Genomic DNA, 18262 nt, shown 5'->3' with positions numbered 1-18262 from the left:
TATGGAAAAAAGCCCAATTTCTCAATTTAATGCTGAGAAATTGGGCTTTTTAATATTGGTATTTCCTTAACGTTGTAAATTTGCGTTTTGCTGGTGGTACCCCTTTGAAAAAAATAAAAAGGAGCTAGTGTTATGCAGTTACCTGAAGACTTTAAAAATTTTTTAGGCATAAACCAAGCTACTATCCCCATGTGCATCATTCGCATGGCAAAGGATTTACCCATAAGCCCGGATCTTCCTGCACCCGCTACAAAAACTTTCTTTGATTCAAGAATCCCATTAACCAGTCTTTCAGCTTCTTCATCAGCTATTAAGTCTACTGAACGATTTAGCTCTTTTATGAATTCAGCTAAATATTGAGAAGTCTGCATGATGGATATTAGCCTTGTTTTACTAATTTTTGTATTTGGGCAGTTGTCCCTTTAATATCTGCATGTCCAGTGATACCTCCACCAACAATAACAAGGTCAGGTTGTGCTTTAATGACTTCCGGAAGTGTATCTAATTTTATGCCGCCTGCTACAGCAGTTTTTGCATTTTTTACAACACGTTTAATGGTTTGAAGGTCCTCAAAAGAATTTTTTCCAACAGCTTGAAGATCGTAGCCAGTGTGCACACAGATGTAGTCGACGCCAAATGCATCCACTTCTTTAGCACGAGTTTCAAGATCTTTCACAGCGATCATATCAACAAGGATTTTTTTGCCTTGTTTTCTAGCTTCTTCAACAGCCCCTTTGATGGACATATCTTCAGCTGCACCAAGAATCGTGATGATATCAGCGCCAGCTTCAGATGCCTTCATCACTTCATAACCGGCTGCATCCATAATTTTTAGGTCAGCTAATACTTTTAAAGAAGGGAAAGCTTCTTTCATTTCTTTAACAGCCCTAAGCCCTTCATTAATAACCACAGGAGTACCGATTTCTACGATATCAACATAGTCCTCCACTTGTTTAACCAATTCAATACCTTCTTGAATGTTTACTAAATCCAGTGCCAATTGTAATTCCATTTATACTTCACTCCTAATAGTATGTTTTAGTTTGTTGCACAGTAAGTATGTCCCTCTGGCAATCAATCATTGCGCAGCGAGAAATTCATATCGACTGTACAATGTATCGTATACTAAGTATAATATTTTTGTAAGTACGCACTTTAATTTTACATAGTGTTAAAAAGTATACTATGTGATTTAGGATTTATATTTGGAGTTGATTGGAATGACAAGGCTACAGAATAAAACATTCAATTGTGAGAAAGAATTGACCCTTTCTGTTATTGGGGGGAAATGGAAGATGCTTGTTTTATGGCACCTAGGCAAGCAGGGGACCAAGCGTTTTGGTGAACTGAAGGCTCTTATGCCGGGCATCACTCAAAGAATGCTCGTTAACCAGCTTCGAGAGCTGGAAGAAGATCTTATTGTTCATCGCGAAGTCTATCCAATTGTACCTCCCAAAGTGGAATACTCTCTGACAGAACAAGGAGAAAGCCTGATGCCGATTCTTGATTCGATGTATAATTGGGGTAAAAATTATATGGAGAATGTCGTTGGGGGCCAAGTAAAAAGAAAAGAGGATATCAAGTAGAAAAACTATACCCTCTTTCTTATTCAAAGATGTTTTCTCCTTTTTCTTTACCTTGATATGGTCACGTTTTAAAAGCCAAGGTTAGCGATTTTTCTATAGTCGCTGACCTTGGCTTTTTCACATTCACCCGGCATTGGTGCAAATCTCTAGCCATGGTGGTGTACGGTTTACTTAATGAAGGAGTGTCTACTCAGAGGGGAAAACCTTTTCGTTTTTAGGAATATTATACAAAGACCCAGTAATTGGTATCTTTATTACACAATTTTACTGATACTATTTAATTATAAAGTGGGTACTTACACAAAAAATATACGTAATATACTAATTTAGCATAAAGAATTGTAAGTTAAGGGAAGGCTATAACAAGCATGAAAAAAAACTCATGAGAACATCAAAAGTCTGTCAATGGTGATAGATCTTTAAATAAATCAGTATCTCCATAATTAACTTCTATAATGTAATGAAAATAGATGAATCTTAATAAAAGGGCTTGGAACAAAAGGTACTGTTACATGAAGTGATTAATTTTCATGTAACAGTACCTTTTGTATGCTGTTGCGTTAACAAAACTTATAAAGAGAGGAGGTACCCATGGAAATGTTCAAAACAAATCAACGAAGGGTTTGTGAAAGATGTTTAACAATCACTACAGATTAATGAAAAATGTCCAAAATGTGGCCATGCTCAATTAAGGCTGTCATCTTTACCCTACAAGCTGGGAGAATTAAACTAGTCTTACATTCAAAAGTAGGATAATGCATAAAGGGGTTCCGGTAGCAAAACGCGGAAAACATACGCTAAGCAAAATTCGACATCAAAAAAGCCGATTTTTCTAAGGAAGTTCGGCTGTTACTTTTGGATTTACCGTTATATATTGCTTGATATAATCTGGTTACGCCTTCTTTTATTTCTTCATTTTTTGATGCCCAAACCCTAAAATAATTCGATTAGGATGTTTCGATTTTTCTATAGTATTATCTTCTGCTGGAAAAATTCAACTCCAAACTTTTCGATTTCTTCTAGTAACTTTAAAAAATGGGAATCTTTCCATTCAACAATTAGGTGTAAACCTGTTAAATAACCAAAATAATCCTTCTTTCTTTGCCACCTGTTCTCTAAGCTAATTTGTGTAGTTCCTTTAAAGCCGTTTCCTAGCCCTGTCTAAAGCATAAAATTTGATTTTGGGTATAAAGGAAAATAATATAGAGATATCGCAAATTATCAATTTCCTTTTGTTCGATTAGTTTATACGCATTCCAAGCAAAATAGATTTTAAGATCAGAAAGGGGCGGGCACCGTTGAATCGGGAATCAAATATGATAAATGACGAACAGGCAGTTGAAATTTTCAAGGCTCTGTCAAATCAAATAAGAGTAAATATTCTGCAAATGTTGAAAGAACCTGATAATAACTTTTCCCCGCAGGCCCATGTCATCAAAGAAAAAGGCTTTGATGGCGGGGTTTGTGTTAGTGATATTCGCAGCAAAGTAGGACTATCACAGTCCACTACCTCCCAGTATTTATCTATCCTATTGCAAAGTGGTCTGGTGGAAATGAAACGAATCGGACAATGGACTTATTATCGACGGAATGAGGAAACCATTAAACAGTTTGAAAAGTATATAGGCTTAAAAATATAACCTTTTAAGGAGGACGAAGAGTGAGTTTTCAAAATCATCGTGCCTATAACAGCATGTACCAGAAAGACAAAATGACACTCGGATTTATCCTCCCGACTGCCAGGATGTCTAAAAATCCGATTATGGAGAATCAGCTGGAGCTTGCTCGTAAAATTGAGGAATATGGCTTTGCTTCATTATGGCTCCGTGATATTACGATGCAGGATTTGAATATTGATGATAACGGCCAAAAGTTCGATTTATGGATTTATTTATACGAAGCACATTGCGTTAGTGACAGGAAGTGTAGTTCTACCTTTGCGCCACCCCGTCAGGGTAGCCAAGGAAGCTGCATCAATTGATCAATTGTTTCCAGGTCGATTGATTATGGGAGTGGCATCAGGGGACAGGGAAAAAGACTTTACAGCTTTAGGGATATCTAAGCAAGAAAGCGGTCCGTTATTTAAAGAAAATTTCGAAATTCTCGACCGGCTGTTAAAAGAGGATCAGCCGACAATCACAGCCACGCCGGACTTATCGATGGTACAGATATGAGGTTAATCCCAAAGCCTGTATCTTCGATTCCGACCATGGTGACTGGATTTAGCAATCAGTCTATCAATTGGATAGCCAGGAATGGGGATGGGTGGCTTCAATACCCAAGAAGCATTATTCAACAGGCGCAGCTTATCAAGGATTATCGTGCTTTAACTGAAGTTCATGCTCCAGGAGATTTTAAACCCTTCTCTCAAAGCTTGTTCATCAATTTATTGGAAAATCCCGATGAAATGCCTGTCCCCATCCCCTTAGGCTATTCCGTAGGAAGAAACCGTTTAGTTGATCTACTTCATCAATTTCAAGCGATTGGTGTCAACCATTTGGCGTTTGTTCTGTATTTTTCCAAGCGCCCTCCAGAGGAAGTAATCCAGGAACTTGGAGAATTTGTTTTACCCTACTTTCCAACCCATAGGGGTACAGGCCAGCTTTAAAAAATTTAATTGTATAAAAGGAGGAAGAATTATGACAAAGAAAATAGAACTTTCAGTGCTAGATCCCTCCCCAATTGTCGAGGGAGGATCAGCCGACTTTCCCTTCAAACACGCTTGATCTAGCAAAGAAAACAGAGCAGTGGGGATATAAACGGTTTGGCTTGCTGAACATCATAATTGGGCAATGGCGAGTTCAGCATCCCCGATCGTAATTGGACGAGTAGTCTCTGTCACGGAAAAAATGCGTATTGGATCAGGTGCAATGCTGCATTCCCATTATTCTCCTCTTTCCGTGGCTGAGCAATTGGGAACATTAGAAACCTCCTTACCTGGCCGAATCGACCTTGGATTGGGGCGGGCACCTGGCACCGACCAATATTCAGCAAATGTTTTGCGGCATAGGGTGGCTGGTGAACCTGTATTTGATGCCCGGCTTGAGGAGCTTATCGCATATCTTTATGGTACAGGAACAGCCACTAAGAATGGTTCATTTAGCATTCACGCCATTCCCGGCGAAAAAAAAATGTGCCAATTTGGCTGTTAGGTTCAGGGTTTTATAATGCACAATTGTCTGGAATGCTTGGGTTACCATTCTCTTTCGCGGGACATTTTGCTCCAGGTAACATGATGGAGGCCATAAAACTGTACCGGGATTATTTTCGTCCGTCTCAATTTTTGGAGGAGCCTTATGTACTGTTAGCCGTTCAAGTAGTGGCTGCTGATGAGAAACAGGAGGCACAAAGGCTTGCCACTTTGATGTATCAAAAATTTCTTTTGTTAACCCGCGGACAGCCGGCTGCGCTCTTATGAAATTTTAGCTCAGGCTGCAGTAAATTAAACATTGTCTAGTCTAATAAAGGATGTATTTTCTGCAGATATTAAATCAGTTAAATTAATGTGATTTAGATTGAAGCAGTAAAAGAAGACAAAGAAAACAACCTGTAAATTCTTTTATAGGTTTGAAACGAAATTTTTAAAGAAAGAAGATGAGCATATGCCTGAAAATGATACAAAACAAATTACGGATATTCCATTCTCGGTCCTGGATCTCTCTCCAATTGCAGATGGAAGGACGCCGGCTGATTCTTTTCGCAATACTTTGGAGCTGGCCCGGCTCGCTGAAAAGCTGGGGTATAACCGATATTGGCTCGCTGAGCATCATAATATGCCATTTATCGCCAGCTCTGCAACATCGGTAGTCATTTCCCATGTTGCAGCAGGTACATCAAAAATCCGGGTAGGTTCAGGCGGCATTATGTTGCCGAATCATGCACCTCTTGTTATTGCTGAGCAATTTGGTACTCTGGAATCATTATATCCAGGACGTATTGATCTTGGCTTGGGCCGTGCACCAGGCACTGATCAGCTTACCGCACGTGCATTAAGACGTGACTTGAGAAGTTCAGGAGAAGATTTCCCTGAGCAGCTGGCTGAGCTCCGGAATTACTTTGACCCTTCCCTGGCACAAGGATATAGTCATGTTAAAGCAATTCCGGGTGAGGGATTAAACATACCTATTTGGCTGTTAGGTTCGAGCGGATACAGTGCCCAGCTGGCAGGAGAGCTTGGACTGCCGTTTGCATTTGCGAGCCATTTCTCGCCGCATAACACACTGCCGGCTATCCAGCTGTACCGCCGTTCGTTTAAGCCTTCTAAAGTACTGGACAAGCCGCATGCAATGGTAGGGCTTAACATCATTGCGGCCGATACAGATCAAGAAGCTGAGCGGCTCGCTACAACATTGCAGCAGCAGTTCTTGAATTTGATGCGCGGGAAGGAAGTCCCATTGCAGCCGCCAGTGGATAATATTAATGATATAGCGAGCGACTATGAAATAGCTGCCCTTGAGAATCAATTAGGAACTTCGATTGTCGGCAGTCCTCAAATCGTAAAAGAAAAGCTGGAAAAGGTTCTGGATGAAAGTCAAGCCGATGAAATTATGGCAATCGCCCAGGTTTACGATCATAAGGCCCGCCTCCATTCCTATGAAATATTGGCAGAAATTAATCAGCTAAAATAGGTCAAAACTGGCATCACCATAGAAGAAACGTTGCAATTAGTGGACAAGTTAGCAGACCAGGACCTGGATTATCTCCATATTTCTGTCGGCTGCTTTTGGAACGGATCAACAATCAGACATCCCGAGTTGTTATGATCCATGAGCGTGTCGGCGATCGTGTTCCTGTGATGGGTGTTGGGATGCTGCGGACACCCGATGAAGTGATGAAAGCATTTGAAATACTTTAATCGCTTTAGGGAGGGAATTGATAATGGAACCTCAGTGGGTACAAAAGTACAAGCCGGTGAAGAAGACAAAATCCGTACATCATTATCTAAAAAAGATTAAAAAGAACTGGCTATTTCTAGTAAAATGTGGGAGTACTATACTGGCATCCCTGGCTAGCTTCCTATTGTATAAGGAGTTCACTTATCTCATTCCATCTCTGCTTCCTTGAATTGTTCAACAAAAAATGGAATCGTGATGATAATTGTCCTTGCTCAGCAAGTATAAGAATATACCTTATACTAAACAAGACGGTACATTTTAAAGGGAAACCATCTTAGTGGTTTCCCTCCTTTATTGAGTATTAGAGCAGAAAATCAGCCATAGTTTATTTGTTTATGACTAGATGTTATTGTTAATATGTAATCAACAATAGACGCCCATAGAAAGGATTGGATCTAAAGTGAACCTGGGATTAAAAGATAAAACGGCAGTCGTGACAGGCGGCAGTAAAGGTATTGCAAAAGCAATTGCCGTCGCGTTTGCCAAGGAAGGCACCAACCAATGCTGTAATTTGTGGCCGTGGTGAAGAAGCAGCAGCAGAAAGTGAAAAGCTGGGAGGCAATAGGTTTTAATATGGAGAATGGGTGAATCTTTCGATTCCAAGCTATCAAAGGCTTTATCCTGCATTTTGGAAACGAGGATAAACAGGCCGAGATTCGATATTATAGGCGATGATTTCTCCATTAAACAGGTCAAGAATAGTCGATAAGTTAAGTCTTTCCCCAGCTAGATGGAATTCCGTGACGTCTGTCACCCATTTTTCCTTGGACTTTGCCGCCTTGAAATCACTTGCTAGAATGTTGGTCGCAACCTTGCCGATTTTCCCTTTGTACGAACGGTATTTATTCATGCGAACCAATGACTTCAATCCTAGTTCATTCATCAATCGGAGAACTATTTTATGATTGATGTGAGCACCTCGATGTTGTCTAACAATTGGGGTGCAGTTAAGTATCATGGTGCTCTTTGAAGTGGAAATTCTACAGTTCATCATTTACTTCAGAAAATATATATACTTTTTCCCTTTAAGAAATAGTGTTAACTATACTGATGATTTTTAATTATCAGATCCTTTGTGAAATAAGGAATTAAAAACGGCAGAACTTATAATTTTCCCAATAAACACAATGAAATCAAGAAAGGACATCCTGGTTTTTCATTATCCATTGTTATTAGATAAACTTTCATTTTTAGTATTCCGCCCGAGCTTTCTATAAATTGTGCTTCTATGAATGCCAAGTTTTTTTGCAGCGGCTGTAACATTGCCATTTGCCTCATTAAGTACCATAAGAATCATATGCAATTCTTGCTGCTTTAAAGAGGTTGGATAATTCACTGATTCTTCTTGGGATGAGGAAGGATTAGTAAGTATTAATGGCTGTTCTTTATTATTCAATTTTTGATGTGTATGATCTGTCGCTGAATAATTTATTATCCTTTTAGTTAGTCCGATTTCTTTTGGGAAATCACTGTTTGTGATTACATTGCCATTTGCCTTTATGGCCACTTTGTAGGCAAAATTCCTTAATTCACGTACATTCCCAGGCCATTCATACTGCTCTAAGACAAACATGTCTTGGTCGTCTATTTTAAGTGGTGGTCTCCTAATTTCTGCACAGGTTTTTGTCAAAAAATGATTTAATAATAAGGGGACATCCCCTGTTCTTTCGCGCAGTGGGGGGACTTGCAAGGAAAGGATATTAAGTCTGTAGTAAAGGTCTTTACGAAAAGTGCCTTCCTCGCAGGCTTTTTTTAAATTACAATTTGTTGCCGCAATTACCCGTACATTTAATTTTATCGGTTCTCTTCCACCCATTCGTACAATTTCTCTTTCTTCAAGCACGCGCAAAAACATGGCCTGTAAATCTAGTGGCATCTCGCCAACTTCATCTAAAAAAATTGTTCCTCCTTCAGCCTGCTGGAATTTTCCGGCACGGCCACCTTTTATACTTCCTGTGAAAGTGCCTTCCTCATAACCGAATAATTCGCTTGCTGCGAGTTCTTTTGGAATTGCCCCGCAATTAACAGCTACAAAAGCAGCTTCAGATCGATGACTATAAGCGTGTATGGATTGGGCGAATAACTCTTTGCCAGTACCGCTCTCTCCCTCAATTAAAACGGGTAAATCCAGATTGGCCATTGTATGCGCCTCATCGATAACAGATTGGAATTCCGGAGATTTCCCAATCATATTTGTGAAGGAGTACTTTGTACTAAATCCCGTTTTATTTAAAGGTTTGACTTTTGAAATCGCATGTATCATAAAACCGATAGGGAATCCTTGATGATATAAAGGGACTGACTCAAAAATCCAGCCGTCTTTCATGCCTTCTGTGCCACTGCAAACTGATAATGAATTTATTAATCGGTTATTGTAATCAATCCAACCTTTGTCATACCATGGGGTGGAGGCTTTAATGACTTGATGTCCACGATCGAGCACAGCCACTATTTTACTGGGGTTTTTACGAGTTGTTTCAATATAATGTTCAAGTAGCAAAAAGTGCTCAAATTTGAGCTGGCTTTGGAGCTTTTCTTCGATTGTTTGAGTGATAGAAACAACAGCGGATAGAGAGAGGGGATGTACCACGTCCCAAATACCGGTTAAGTTGACCGCTCCAAGAACCTTTTGTGTTGCAGGATCTTTAATCGGCGAGGCTGAGCATACCCAATTGTGAACAGGTTGGCAGAAATGTTCTCCCGCGAAGACTTGCATGGGTACTCCTGTAGCCAAAGAAGTGCCCATAGCATTTGTCCCTACATAGCTCTCTGACCATGAAGTCCCTGCTGCAAAATTTATATTTTCGGCTTTCTTTTTGAGAGAGGCATCTCCATCTAGATATAATAATTCTCCTTTATGATTACAAATCACAATTAAGTGACCTGAATCTATTGCTGATTCTTTAAGTTTTGGTAGAAGGGATTCTGAAATAGAAAAGAACGTGTGGGTTGTTTGATATTCTTGTATTTCATCTTGTGACAGAACGAGTGGGGCTCTCCCTTTGGTGGGGTGTACTCCATGACGAATAGAGCGCTCCCAAGATTGATAAGTTAAGGATCTCACTTCAGATACTAAATTTTGGCCTGATATAAAATGCTCCCAGGCTCTTTCGATTCTATCCTTTTCAGTCTTCGGTGAAGAGAAAATATCCAACGAAATATATGGGTTCTTCATACCGGTACCTTCCTTTTAATGTAAGTGTGTGCCATGTTTCTGAAATCACCCTGACCTTTCAGTAAACGCTTACAATATTTTTAAGTGATTGATAATAAAAAGTTCTCCATCACGTTGGTAATATAGTTACACATATTATATACCAATTATCTAAATTATCAATCTTGTTATTCTCCACTATGCTTTCCCACTCTCAAATATAATCTACATTCTTAATCAAACTTATAAGTTAGGTGTGTCGCACTTTGCTTAATTACGATCGTCACTTTTAGATACAGTGTCGCTTAATGCACCATATATCATTAGAAAAAAATACAGAACTTTCAATATTTTTATTTAAATCTATAGTTATCATTCCAAATTTCCAATTATATAGAACCTGATAAATATCGGAATAGAGGCAGTTTTGCTTGTATTAAAGAAACATTTAATAATTTTTGATAGTAAAGAAGGAAGTTTTGGCACAGTATTTGCAATGAAGTAAAGAGAAAGGCAAAACTTGAAGGGGTGATAATGTTGTATAAAACGAAAAGCGGGGAAGAAATTTTTGTTATTGATTCTCATGTGGCAATTTGGGATGGAAGCAAGGAAAACCAGCTAAACATACATGGTGAACAGTTTATTAGTTGTTTCTATGATTATCATAAGAACTTGAGTCCTGAAGAATATTTTTGGCCAAGGGAAAAATTCGAGAAATATGGCTCTGAAACGTTGGTACAGGATGTCATTGTAAAAGGATATGCTGATATGGCTATTTTTCAACCGGTATATCTTAAGGAGTTTTACAAAAACGGGTTTGGAGATTTTGATGTGAATGATGCCCTTTCAAAAAAATATCCAAATCGTTTTATATGTAATGGGACGCTTGATCCTCGACATGGTGAGCGCGGGTTAGAAAATCTAGAAGCGATGAAATTGAAATACGGTTGGCAAGGTATAAAACTTTATACAGCTGATTGGTATGGCGATTCTAAAGGGTATAAGCTGTCTGATCCGTGGTCTCAGCGTTATCTGCAAAAATGCCTTGATCTGGGAATAAAAAATATTCATATCCATAAAGGTCCAACGGTCACACCGCTTAATCGCGACGCTTTTGATGTAGCTGACGTTGATGATGCTGCAAGTACTTTTCCAGAACTGAATTTTATCGTAGAGCATGTTGGGTTGCCTAGACTGGAAGATTTTTGTTGGATTGCAACACAAGAGAAAAATGTATACGGGGGATTAGCTGTAGCCATATCACTTATCCATCAACGTCCTCGTTATTTTGCAGAAATCATAAGTGAGTTATTGTACTGGCTGGATGAGGATCGCATCCTTTTCGGGAGTGATTATGGAATATGGGAACCAAAATGGCTTATCGAAAAATTCGTAGATTTTGAGCTTCCTGAAGATATCCAACAGGAAACAGGCGTAACTTTTGATTTGAATGTAAAAAAGAAAATTTTAGGCGGTAATGCAGCCAGACTCTATAATATTGATATCGAGGCTCAAAAAGCGAAGTTACAAAAGTGCGAACTAGCTTCACATATAATGGTTTAATCTCAATCAATAGACCAGTTGAGTCGTGTTAAAGTTTTGTATCAATCATTGAAAAAGAGAGGTGCATCGAACTTTATGAACAAAGAAAAACAGGTTTATAGCATGCTAGATAAAGTTTATGATCCAGAATTAGACCAGCCTTTAACTGAATTAGGATTTATCGATCACACGGTAATAAAAGAAAACGATGTCGAAGTAGTTTTTCGATTACCAACTTACTGGTGTTCACCTAACTTCGCATATATCATGGCCGAAGATATACTGAAGTTTGTGGCTGAAATAGACTGGGTAAATGAAGTTAAAGTAACTTTATTAGATCACTGTGCTTCGGATGAAATCAACCAAGGAGCAACTTCAGGTAAATCCTTTAGCGAATCCTTTAGTAGTTTATCTGATGGAGATCTTGATGAATTACGTAAGACTTTCCAGATAAAAGCTTTCTATGCAAGGCAAGAGAAACTTATAAGATATTTACTTCAAAATGGGATGTCAAAGAAAGAAATCCTCAATTTATCTATCCAAGAGCTATATGAACTGCCTTTATCTGTAGAAGGGAAGTTACTTAGGGGAAAATACCTGGAAAAGAAAAAAACGTCGAATTACTTAAATCAATTAGCCATAACCACTCCTGAAGATAAAGAGATAACTGAAGAAGGGTTTGCTGATTATCTGCGAGGTGCTAAAGGGTCACGAATGAATATGGAGTTTAATGCTCATTATTGTCGCGGTTTATTAGAGGCTCGATATAATTTGCCTTCCGCTGATGAAAGTACATTGACGAAAATATAATTTTAAGTATGCTTAGGAATTTTAAAAAAATTCAGAAAAGGAATGTGATGAAAAATGAGTAAAAACGTTCTTATTATAACTGGTGACGCTGTAGAGGCATTGGAAGTATTTTATCCATATTATAGATGTATCGAAGAAAATATTAATTGCACAATTGCCTCACCTGTGAAAAAAAGTCTCCAGACAGTTGTTCATGATTTTTTGCCTGAAATGGAAACGTTTACAGAGAAATGGGGATATAAAATTGAATCTCATGCCTCGGTTGAAGAGATTGAACCTACTGATTATGACGCACTTATTATTCCTGGGGGCCGTGCTCCTGAATATATTCGTATGAATAAAAAAGTACAAGATATAACCGCCCATTTTTTAAAAGAAAATAAACCACTTGGAGTTATCTGTCACGGACAACTGGTATTAACAACGATAAGAGAATATATAAAGGGCAGGGAGATGACAGCTTATAACGCATGTAGACCCGAAATAGAAGCTTCAGGAGCTACATACGTGGAAGAAATGCTTCATGTTGATGGCAATATCGTGTCAGGGCATGCTTGGCCAGATCTCCCAGGTTTTATGAAAGAATTCTTTAAATTGCTAAATGTTAAAAAAGAAGCTTCTGTTTAAATAAGTCAAAAGGACTGAAACATTCCCTCCTTATTTTCAAGCTAATATGGGTGATATTACTAATATTGAGAAAAAAGGGTTGCCACTGGCAATCCTTTTTAAATTGGACAATATTTATGGCTGAATTTATTAAAACGGCTTCCACTTTATTGAACATAATCCCTCGTTCAAATGACATGCATGTTCGTTGATCTATATCAAAGAGTAATTAACCAGAATGGCTGTTTGTTGGCTTATGTATGGGTAGGAAATATCACATATCCAGAAATGGTCCTGAAAATGGATTGGGTCGCACGACTTATTTATATAACGATTTAACTATGTCGTATGAATTCTATAAAGTGAGATAGGTTGCGAAAAATAAAGGGATTGGCATTTCGCAGAGGTCGGCGACCTCAGAGACTATCAACACCCTCTCCAAATCGTAAAATTAGCAGGTTTAAATTTAAAAGAAACGATCTGGAAAGCACAAGGGGCAGAGACAAGATTACCAACAGGGTACAGCTAATGGAAAACGTATTCAAGCTCTGGCGGGCGTCAAGAACCATGCTGTTGTTCAATCCGATTGTCATCTTGAAAAATCGGTTCAAGGCATTATCGCAGCGTTTGGCAGCAGCTGAATGCTCGAGCAGATGAAATCTATCAATCTGTCTGTTGACATGGCTGCTCAAATAAAATTAAAATTTCTTCAAAGTTTGTTACTGTTTCTTCAGAAAGCTTTTTTCCAGAGTCTACGTTTTCTCATACAATTTGAATATTATTAACGGTCTCGTTTGCTTCATTTTGGTTGATTGAAACAAGCTTATGGATATTATTTGCAGATTGTTGGTTTGATCGGCTAATTTTCTAACCTCTTCTGCAACAACTGCGAATCCTTTTCCATCCTCCCCGGCTCTAGCAGCCTCAATTGCAGCGTTTAATGCAAGTAAATTCGTCTGACCTGAAATATCAGTAATTAGAGTGGAGATTTCTTTAATTTTTACATCTCAGATTCAAGAAGTGGCAGCCTCTACCCAGTTTATAAAGAATGGTGTTGAAGAACTACAGCAAACCATAGAAATAATTGCTGAAGGGCACAGGAAACGCTATCTGGTACTGAAACAGCAGCTGCTGCTAGGAAGCAGCAATTGGCCTCAATTGAGGAGGTTTCAAATGCAACAATTTCCTTGACCAGATTGTCGGAGGAATTGCAGGAGAGGATTTCTCGTTTCAAAGCTTAACTAAAAAAATGCCCCGAAGCGTTACCCCTCCTTTTCTGAATGAACTATCTCTAATGCAATGTGCACATGCGAATATGTGGTTGTGGCTTTAAAAAACATATCTCAGACGTCATATTTTACCTAGTTTGGTATTTGTATAATTCACAAGCAACGGGGGAAAATGAAATAAGAAATAATGAAATTTGAAAGGGAAGATGAGAAATCACGAACTCAATAATAGTAGAAATAAATGAGGCTTTTAAAGATGCAGAAGACTTTTTCATAGAACCGTTTATTTTGGATGGTGAAGCAGTCCTTTTACTTGGTTTACATTCAATAGTTAACCTTATAAAAACAAAAGAAATATTAAAAAAAGATATGGATACCAGTGAAGTGATTCATTCAGTAAAAGTAAAAAGAACTCTTTTCAACAGAAAAGGTGTTGAAATAAATAGTGAAGAAGCAATAGAGTCTATTCTTCAGGGTAAACTCATTGTTTATTCAAAAGAAAAAAATATAATGTTGCAATTTGAACCACTTCCTAAAGAATTGACTCGATCAATTGAACCGCCTGCTAATGAAAACGTATTACAAGGTCCTTTAGATTCTTTTATTGAAGATATGTCAACAAATATAGGAATAGTGAGAAAAAAAGTTTCCACTGCTCAGCTCTCAGTTAAAACCTATACGGTAGGAAGTGATCAAAAAAAGAGTTTATCAATAGTTTATTTGAATGACCGAGCAGATAAAAGTATGATCAAAAAGATCATTTCACATATTGAAATGAATCAACACACAAATATTCTCTATCTTCAGCATCTTTATCGTTTTATGGGTATGCGGAAATGGGAGGTTATCCCTCAGTTTAATAACACAGAAATGCCATTGGAAGCAGTAGATGGTTTAAACAAAGGAAAGGTCATTCTATTCGTTGACGGTTATCCCTTTGCGCTTATCTTGCCACATTTATTATGGGATATGTTTGTCCAGGCGAATGACCGTAACTATGCTTACCCAATTATGAGCGCCATCCGATTTTTACGTGTTCTTGGTGCTCTGATTACCCTTATATTCCCAGCTATCTATGTGGCCCTTGTTGCTGTAAATCCTGAGATATTAAAAATTGAACTGGCTCTATCGATTGCTCAGAGCAGGGAGGGAATACCCTATCCCCCTTTTGTTGAAATTACAATTATGCTCCTTATTTTAGAGTTAATTATTGAAGCGAGTATAAGGCTTCCGCTCAGTATCGGTCCAACGGTAACAATGGTAGGGGGAATTGTCATTGGACAAGCAGTAGTAGACGCAAAGCTGGTTAGCAACCTTTTAATTATCATTGTAGCAGCAACCTCAATTGCGAATTCAAGCGTTGTAGGGTTTCAAAATGCCTTAATCCTGCGTTTACTTAAATATGTAGTTGTTATTTTTGCTTCAATCTATGGCGTGTTGGGCATATTATCCGGTCTGGTATTCATAAGCGCTTACTTTGCAAGTCGAGAGATATTTGGAATTCCATACATTAGTTTAGCTAAGAGGAGAGGGGAAATTGGATAAAAGCCTTCAGGTTATATGCATGGGGTTAATGTCTCATTTTGGTCTTATTTTTTTCATTTATCCGGAAAGAATTATTGCCAGCACACATAAAGGTCACTGGGAACCGATTTTAATTCAATGTGTCATATTTATTCTATTTTTATGGCTTTACCTAAAGGGGCTTTCTTATTTTCCCGAAAAGAATATTATTAGTATTTTAAAGATCTTAGGTAAAGCTTTTTCTTTCACATTACTTTTTCCTGTTCTTCTATACTTAGTCATAACTACTATTGAACTTGTTAGCGCCTATGCAGAAGTGACCAACATTATCTTTTTAGCGAATACTCCTACTTGGGCAATTATTACATTAATGATTCTTATTTCAACTTATATCGCCGTAAAAGGAATAGAAACCATCTTACGTACAGCCTTATTAATATTCTGTATCTTTTTCCCGTTAATCTTACTTATGCTTTCGATTTGCTTTCAAGACATTGATTGGCATAATGCCTTTCCGATTATGGATACCGACTTTTCTTTTTTTCGACAACCTCCCTATTATACAAGTTTTTTTTCTTTTGCCATTGTTTTTTCATTTTTAGGTTTTCTTCCTAAAAAAATATCGTATAACTCTAAAAAAATCATGTTTGCAGTCTTTTTGCTTATCCCATTTTTTTTCTTATCCGTTTATTTACCTCTTTTAACCTTTGGAAATGAAACGGCTAGTACGCTGCTTTTTCCCTTTATAACCACATTGGATAAAGTTCAGCTTCAATGGCTTATATTTGACAGGGCTACCTTGTTTTTTGCGTTAAGCCTAGTTACCTTTATCATGTTGCTTACTTCCTTACTTTTATGGCAGTCCTCTATAATAATGAATCAATATTTCCCGGGATTAAAGCAAAAATATCATATTGTAGCCTTATCTGTTAGCATTTTTATCATTTGCTTATGTATTCCTAGTTGGCAAGAGACTGAGAAGTTGCTATGGTGGAATACTGCTTTCCGATTTTATATTTTAATCGTACTCCCTTTAATTATATTCCTCATCGGTGTAAGGAGAAAAAGACTATCATGAGAAGTATTATAATTTGTTCTAAACTAGTACTTAGTCTGTGTATATTAATGCCATTAAGTGGTTGCTGGGATATTAAAGACATTAATCATCGAGCCTTTCCGATTGCAATGGGAATTACTAAAGAGGGAGAAAAATTCAAAGTATTACTTCAGATTCCTGTTACTTCAGAGGGTGTTCAGAAACAGACAATTGTCAAAGGAACAGGATCAACCATTTTAAAGGCTGTAGAGGACATTAGAACTAATATGGAAAGCGGTGTAGACTTATTGCACATAAGGATAATCATATTTGATCGAAAATTAGTGGAAGAAGGAGGGATGGAAGAACCGATTAACACGTTTATGAGAATTCGTGAAATATCTTCAAAAACATTAATCGCAATATGTGATGATAATATAGATGCTTTTTTCTTAACACTCAAAAAAAATCTAGAAAAAGGGATAAATCTTTATGACTTTTTTGAGAAATATGCAGGTTGGACTCCACAAATATCTTTAACACGTCTATGGCATGTTTATCGAGCTCTTAATTCCTACACTCAAAATGTAGCAATTCCTATGGTCAAATCAGGGGAAAACACCCCAGTTACATATACAGGTTCTGCAGTGATGAAAAAAGGAAAAATCGTTTCTAAAATGGATCCTAAAGAAACCCTCCTTTTTAATGCCTTTCATGGGAACAGTATGAAGGGAAGGGTAGAAGTAATGGAACATGCAACCATCATGATTGTTGGAAATACAGGTTTTCATAAAGGGGAACTAAGAAATCATATTCCATATATGTTCTCAACGATTCGTTTAAATGTAGTTATTCAAGAGAGAAGAGGAAAAGTTTCCAATGCAATAATTAAAAAAGAGCTGGAAAAGGTATTGGCAAATCGTTTTGATGGAATGCTGAAACGATTTCAAAAGCAAGAAACAGATGTCTTCGGGTTGGGACAATACTACAGAAATAAAATTCCTTATGAGGAATTGAAGGACTGGCGAAAGAAATATTATCCCAATCTAGAAATGAAGCTTACCATTCATACTACAATACAAAACGAGGGAAAAATAAAGACTATAATTGACAAATAGATATTGGATATCATATGAAAAATGGATAGGCTTTAATTTTAAAATGATCATTATCAAGAGCCCCATGCATCATGGTGCACTTTGAAGTGGAAATACTACAGTTTATGCTCTACTTCAGATAGTATATATTTTTAATCTTTTAAGAAATAGTGAATACTTTAGTACTTGTTAATTATTAGGTACTTTGGGAAACTTCCCAATAAACACAGGAAATCAAGAAAGGACATCCAGACTTTTTATCACCTACTCATTTTACAGTTTTATTAGTTTAACCTTGATTGCAAGTATTCTACCCGAGCTTTCTATAATTGTGCTTCTATGAATGAGAATACTAATATTGAGAAAAGGGGCTGTCTAATAAGTCCCTAAAATAAACCAGGAGAAGAAAAACGATTCGTTTTTCTTCTCCTGGTTTTCTAGTTTTATAATTATTCATTGTAATTAGCTGGCGAAAGCCAGCTACCTTCAGTAGATTATGAGCCATGGCCTACGATGCCAAACTCCGTTTGGACTTTCCCTAAGCCCCGAAGCGAAAATCGACACCTGACTTTTACCTTTCGCTACATCCAGACCAACAACTGGATTCATTTATTATCTCCTCCTAAAGAATATTGCCGGTACCCCTTAATCCTTTCCATAGCTTCGCTTGTTATACGAGATCATTGTCCCAACCAGCCTAATCATGTTTCTACAAGTAGGGGGCGGCGAACTGTTTAGTTGACGGGGGCCATGCCCCACGGGCAGGAACGTTCTACAAGCACA

At 37.7% G+C, this 18262-nt stretch carries 15 protein-coding genes and 4 pseudogenes; 13 read left to right on the top strand and 6 right to left on the bottom strand.

Annotated features, from left to right (window positions below):
* Nucleotides 1–173: 173 nt before the first annotated feature.
* Both MHB45_RS12030 and hxlA read right to left on the bottom strand, forming a co-directional pair.
* Nucleotides 174–371 (bottom strand): annotated as a pseudogene (locus tag MHB45_RS12030) (6-phospho-3-hexuloisomerase); the annotation flags it as partial.
* Nucleotides 372–379: 8 nt separating this feature from the next.
* Complete coding sequence (hxlA, locus tag MHB45_RS12025; protein ID WP_340907887.1) at nucleotides 380–1012, bottom strand: 3-hexulose-6-phosphate synthase; 633 nt, start codon at nucleotides 1010–1012, stop codon at nucleotides 380–382.
* A gap of 208 nt (nucleotides 1013–1220) precedes the next feature.
* Here hxlA and MHB45_RS12020 point away from each other — a divergent pair, with 208 nt between their 5' ends.
* The 7 genes and pseudogenes from MHB45_RS12020 to MHB45_RS11990 all read left to right on the top strand — a co-directional run bounded on the left by MHB45_RS12020 (nucleotide 1221) and on the right by MHB45_RS11990 (nucleotide 7007).
* Nucleotides 1221–1586, top strand: coding sequence for a winged helix-turn-helix transcriptional regulator (locus MHB45_RS12020; RefSeq protein WP_057219136.1), 366 nt, complete (start codon nucleotides 1221–1223; stop codon nucleotides 1584–1586).
* A gap of 1316 nt (nucleotides 1587–2902) precedes the next feature.
* Nucleotides 2903–3226, top strand: coding sequence for an ArsR/SmtB family transcription factor (locus MHB45_RS12015; protein WP_048678279.1), 324 nt, complete (start codon nucleotides 2903–2905; stop codon nucleotides 3224–3226).
* A gap of 20 nt (nucleotides 3227–3246) precedes the next feature.
* A pseudogene (locus MHB45_RS12010) lies at nucleotides 3247–4194 on the top strand (TIGR03571 family LLM class oxidoreductase).
* Between the two features lie 184 nt (nucleotides 4195–4378).
* Complete coding sequence (locus MHB45_RS12005; RefSeq protein ID WP_235443506.1) at nucleotides 4379–4738, top strand: LLM class flavin-dependent oxidoreductase; 360 nt, start codon at nucleotides 4379–4381, stop codon at nucleotides 4736–4738.
* Nucleotides 4720–5004, top strand: coding sequence for a hypothetical protein (locus MHB45_RS12000; RefSeq protein WP_235443505.1), 285 nt, complete (start codon nucleotides 4720–4722; stop codon nucleotides 5002–5004). Before MHB45_RS12005 ends, MHB45_RS12000 begins: the two co-directional genes overlap by 19 nt.
* A gap of 184 nt (nucleotides 5005–5188) precedes the next feature.
* Nucleotides 5189–6214 (top strand): LLM class flavin-dependent oxidoreductase, encoded by a 1026-nt coding sequence (locus tag MHB45_RS11995; protein WP_161922460.1) that lies wholly within the window; start codon nucleotides 5189–5191, stop codon nucleotides 6212–6214.
* Between the two features lie 667 nt (nucleotides 6215–6881).
* On the top strand, nucleotides 6882–7007 hold the full coding sequence (locus tag MHB45_RS11990; RefSeq protein ID WP_375563980.1) for a hypothetical protein: 126 nt from the start codon (nucleotides 6882–6884) through the stop codon (nucleotides 7005–7007).
* 47 nt (nucleotides 7008–7054) lie between these two features.
* Here MHB45_RS11990 and MHB45_RS11985 read toward each other — a convergent pair.
* Together MHB45_RS11985 and MHB45_RS11980 are read right to left on the bottom strand one after the other, a co-directional pair.
* Nucleotides 7055–7400, bottom strand: a pseudogene (locus MHB45_RS11985) (IS3 family transposase); the annotation flags it as partial.
* Between the two features lie 240 nt (nucleotides 7401–7640).
* The gene (locus MHB45_RS11980; RefSeq protein WP_340907886.1) at nucleotides 7641–9656 is read right to left on the bottom strand and encodes a sigma-54-dependent Fis family transcriptional regulator; all 2016 of its coding nucleotides are present in this window, start codon (nucleotides 9654–9656) and stop codon (nucleotides 7641–7643) included.
* A gap of 516 nt (nucleotides 9657–10172) precedes the next feature.
* On the opposite strand from MHB45_RS11980, the gene MHB45_RS11975 reads away from it, so the two are divergent.
* The 3 genes from MHB45_RS11975 (at nucleotide 10173) to MHB45_RS11965 (ending at nucleotide 12614) form a co-directional block, all read left to right on the top strand.
* Nucleotides 10173–11198, top strand: coding sequence for an amidohydrolase family protein (locus MHB45_RS11975; protein ID WP_048689574.1), 1026 nt, complete (start codon nucleotides 10173–10175; stop codon nucleotides 11196–11198).
* A gap of 75 nt (nucleotides 11199–11273) precedes the next feature.
* Complete coding sequence (locus tag MHB45_RS11970; RefSeq protein WP_048689578.1) at nucleotides 11274–11987, top strand: iron-sulfur cluster assembly protein; 714 nt, start codon at nucleotides 11274–11276, stop codon at nucleotides 11985–11987.
* 54 nt (nucleotides 11988–12041) lie between these two features.
* A complete protein-coding gene (locus MHB45_RS11965; protein WP_340907883.1) occupies nucleotides 12042–12614 on the top strand; it encodes a DJ-1/PfpI family protein in 573 nt (190 codons plus the stop codon).
* A 651-nt stretch (nucleotides 12615–13265) separates the two neighbouring features.
* Here MHB45_RS11965 and MHB45_RS11960 read toward each other — a convergent pair.
* A pseudogene (locus tag MHB45_RS11960) lies at nucleotides 13266–13594 on the bottom strand (methyl-accepting chemotaxis protein); the annotation flags it as partial.
* A gap of 441 nt (nucleotides 13595–14035) precedes the next feature.
* Between MHB45_RS11960 and MHB45_RS11955 the strand changes: the two are divergent.
* Genes MHB45_RS11955 through MHB45_RS11945 form a run of 3 tightly spaced genes read left to right on the top strand, consistent with a single transcriptional unit; the run spans nucleotide 14036 to nucleotide 17500 of the window.
* The gene (locus MHB45_RS11955; RefSeq protein WP_081088626.1) at nucleotides 14036–15367 is read left to right on the top strand and encodes a spore germination protein; all 1332 of its coding nucleotides are present in this window, start codon (nucleotides 14036–14038) and stop codon (nucleotides 15365–15367) included.
* Nucleotides 15360–16424, top strand: coding sequence for a GerAB/ArcD/ProY family transporter (locus tag MHB45_RS11950; protein ID WP_048685789.1), 1065 nt, complete (start codon nucleotides 15360–15362; stop codon nucleotides 16422–16424). The genes MHB45_RS11955 and MHB45_RS11950 overlap by 8 nt, the downstream gene beginning before the upstream one ends.
* A complete protein-coding gene (locus MHB45_RS11945; RefSeq protein ID WP_048685787.1) occupies nucleotides 16421–17500 on the top strand; it encodes a Ger(x)C family spore germination protein in 1080 nt (359 codons plus the stop codon). Before MHB45_RS11950 ends, MHB45_RS11945 begins: the two co-directional genes overlap by 4 nt.
* A 465-nt stretch (nucleotides 17501–17965) precedes the next feature.
* Here the strand turns inward: MHB45_RS11945 and MHB45_RS11940 are convergent, their stop codons facing one another.
* Complete coding sequence (locus MHB45_RS11940; protein WP_260089149.1) at nucleotides 17966–18088, bottom strand: hypothetical protein; 123 nt, start codon at nucleotides 18086–18088, stop codon at nucleotides 17966–17968.
* Nucleotides 18089–18262 lie beyond the last annotated feature (174 nt).

Source organism: Peribacillus sp. FSL K6-5616 (genome assembly GCF_038008245.1).
Lineage (GTDB): Bacteria > Bacillota > Bacilli > Bacillales > DSM-1321 > Peribacillus > Peribacillus frigoritolerans.
This window is presented reverse-complemented; position numbering and strand designations above follow the sequence as displayed.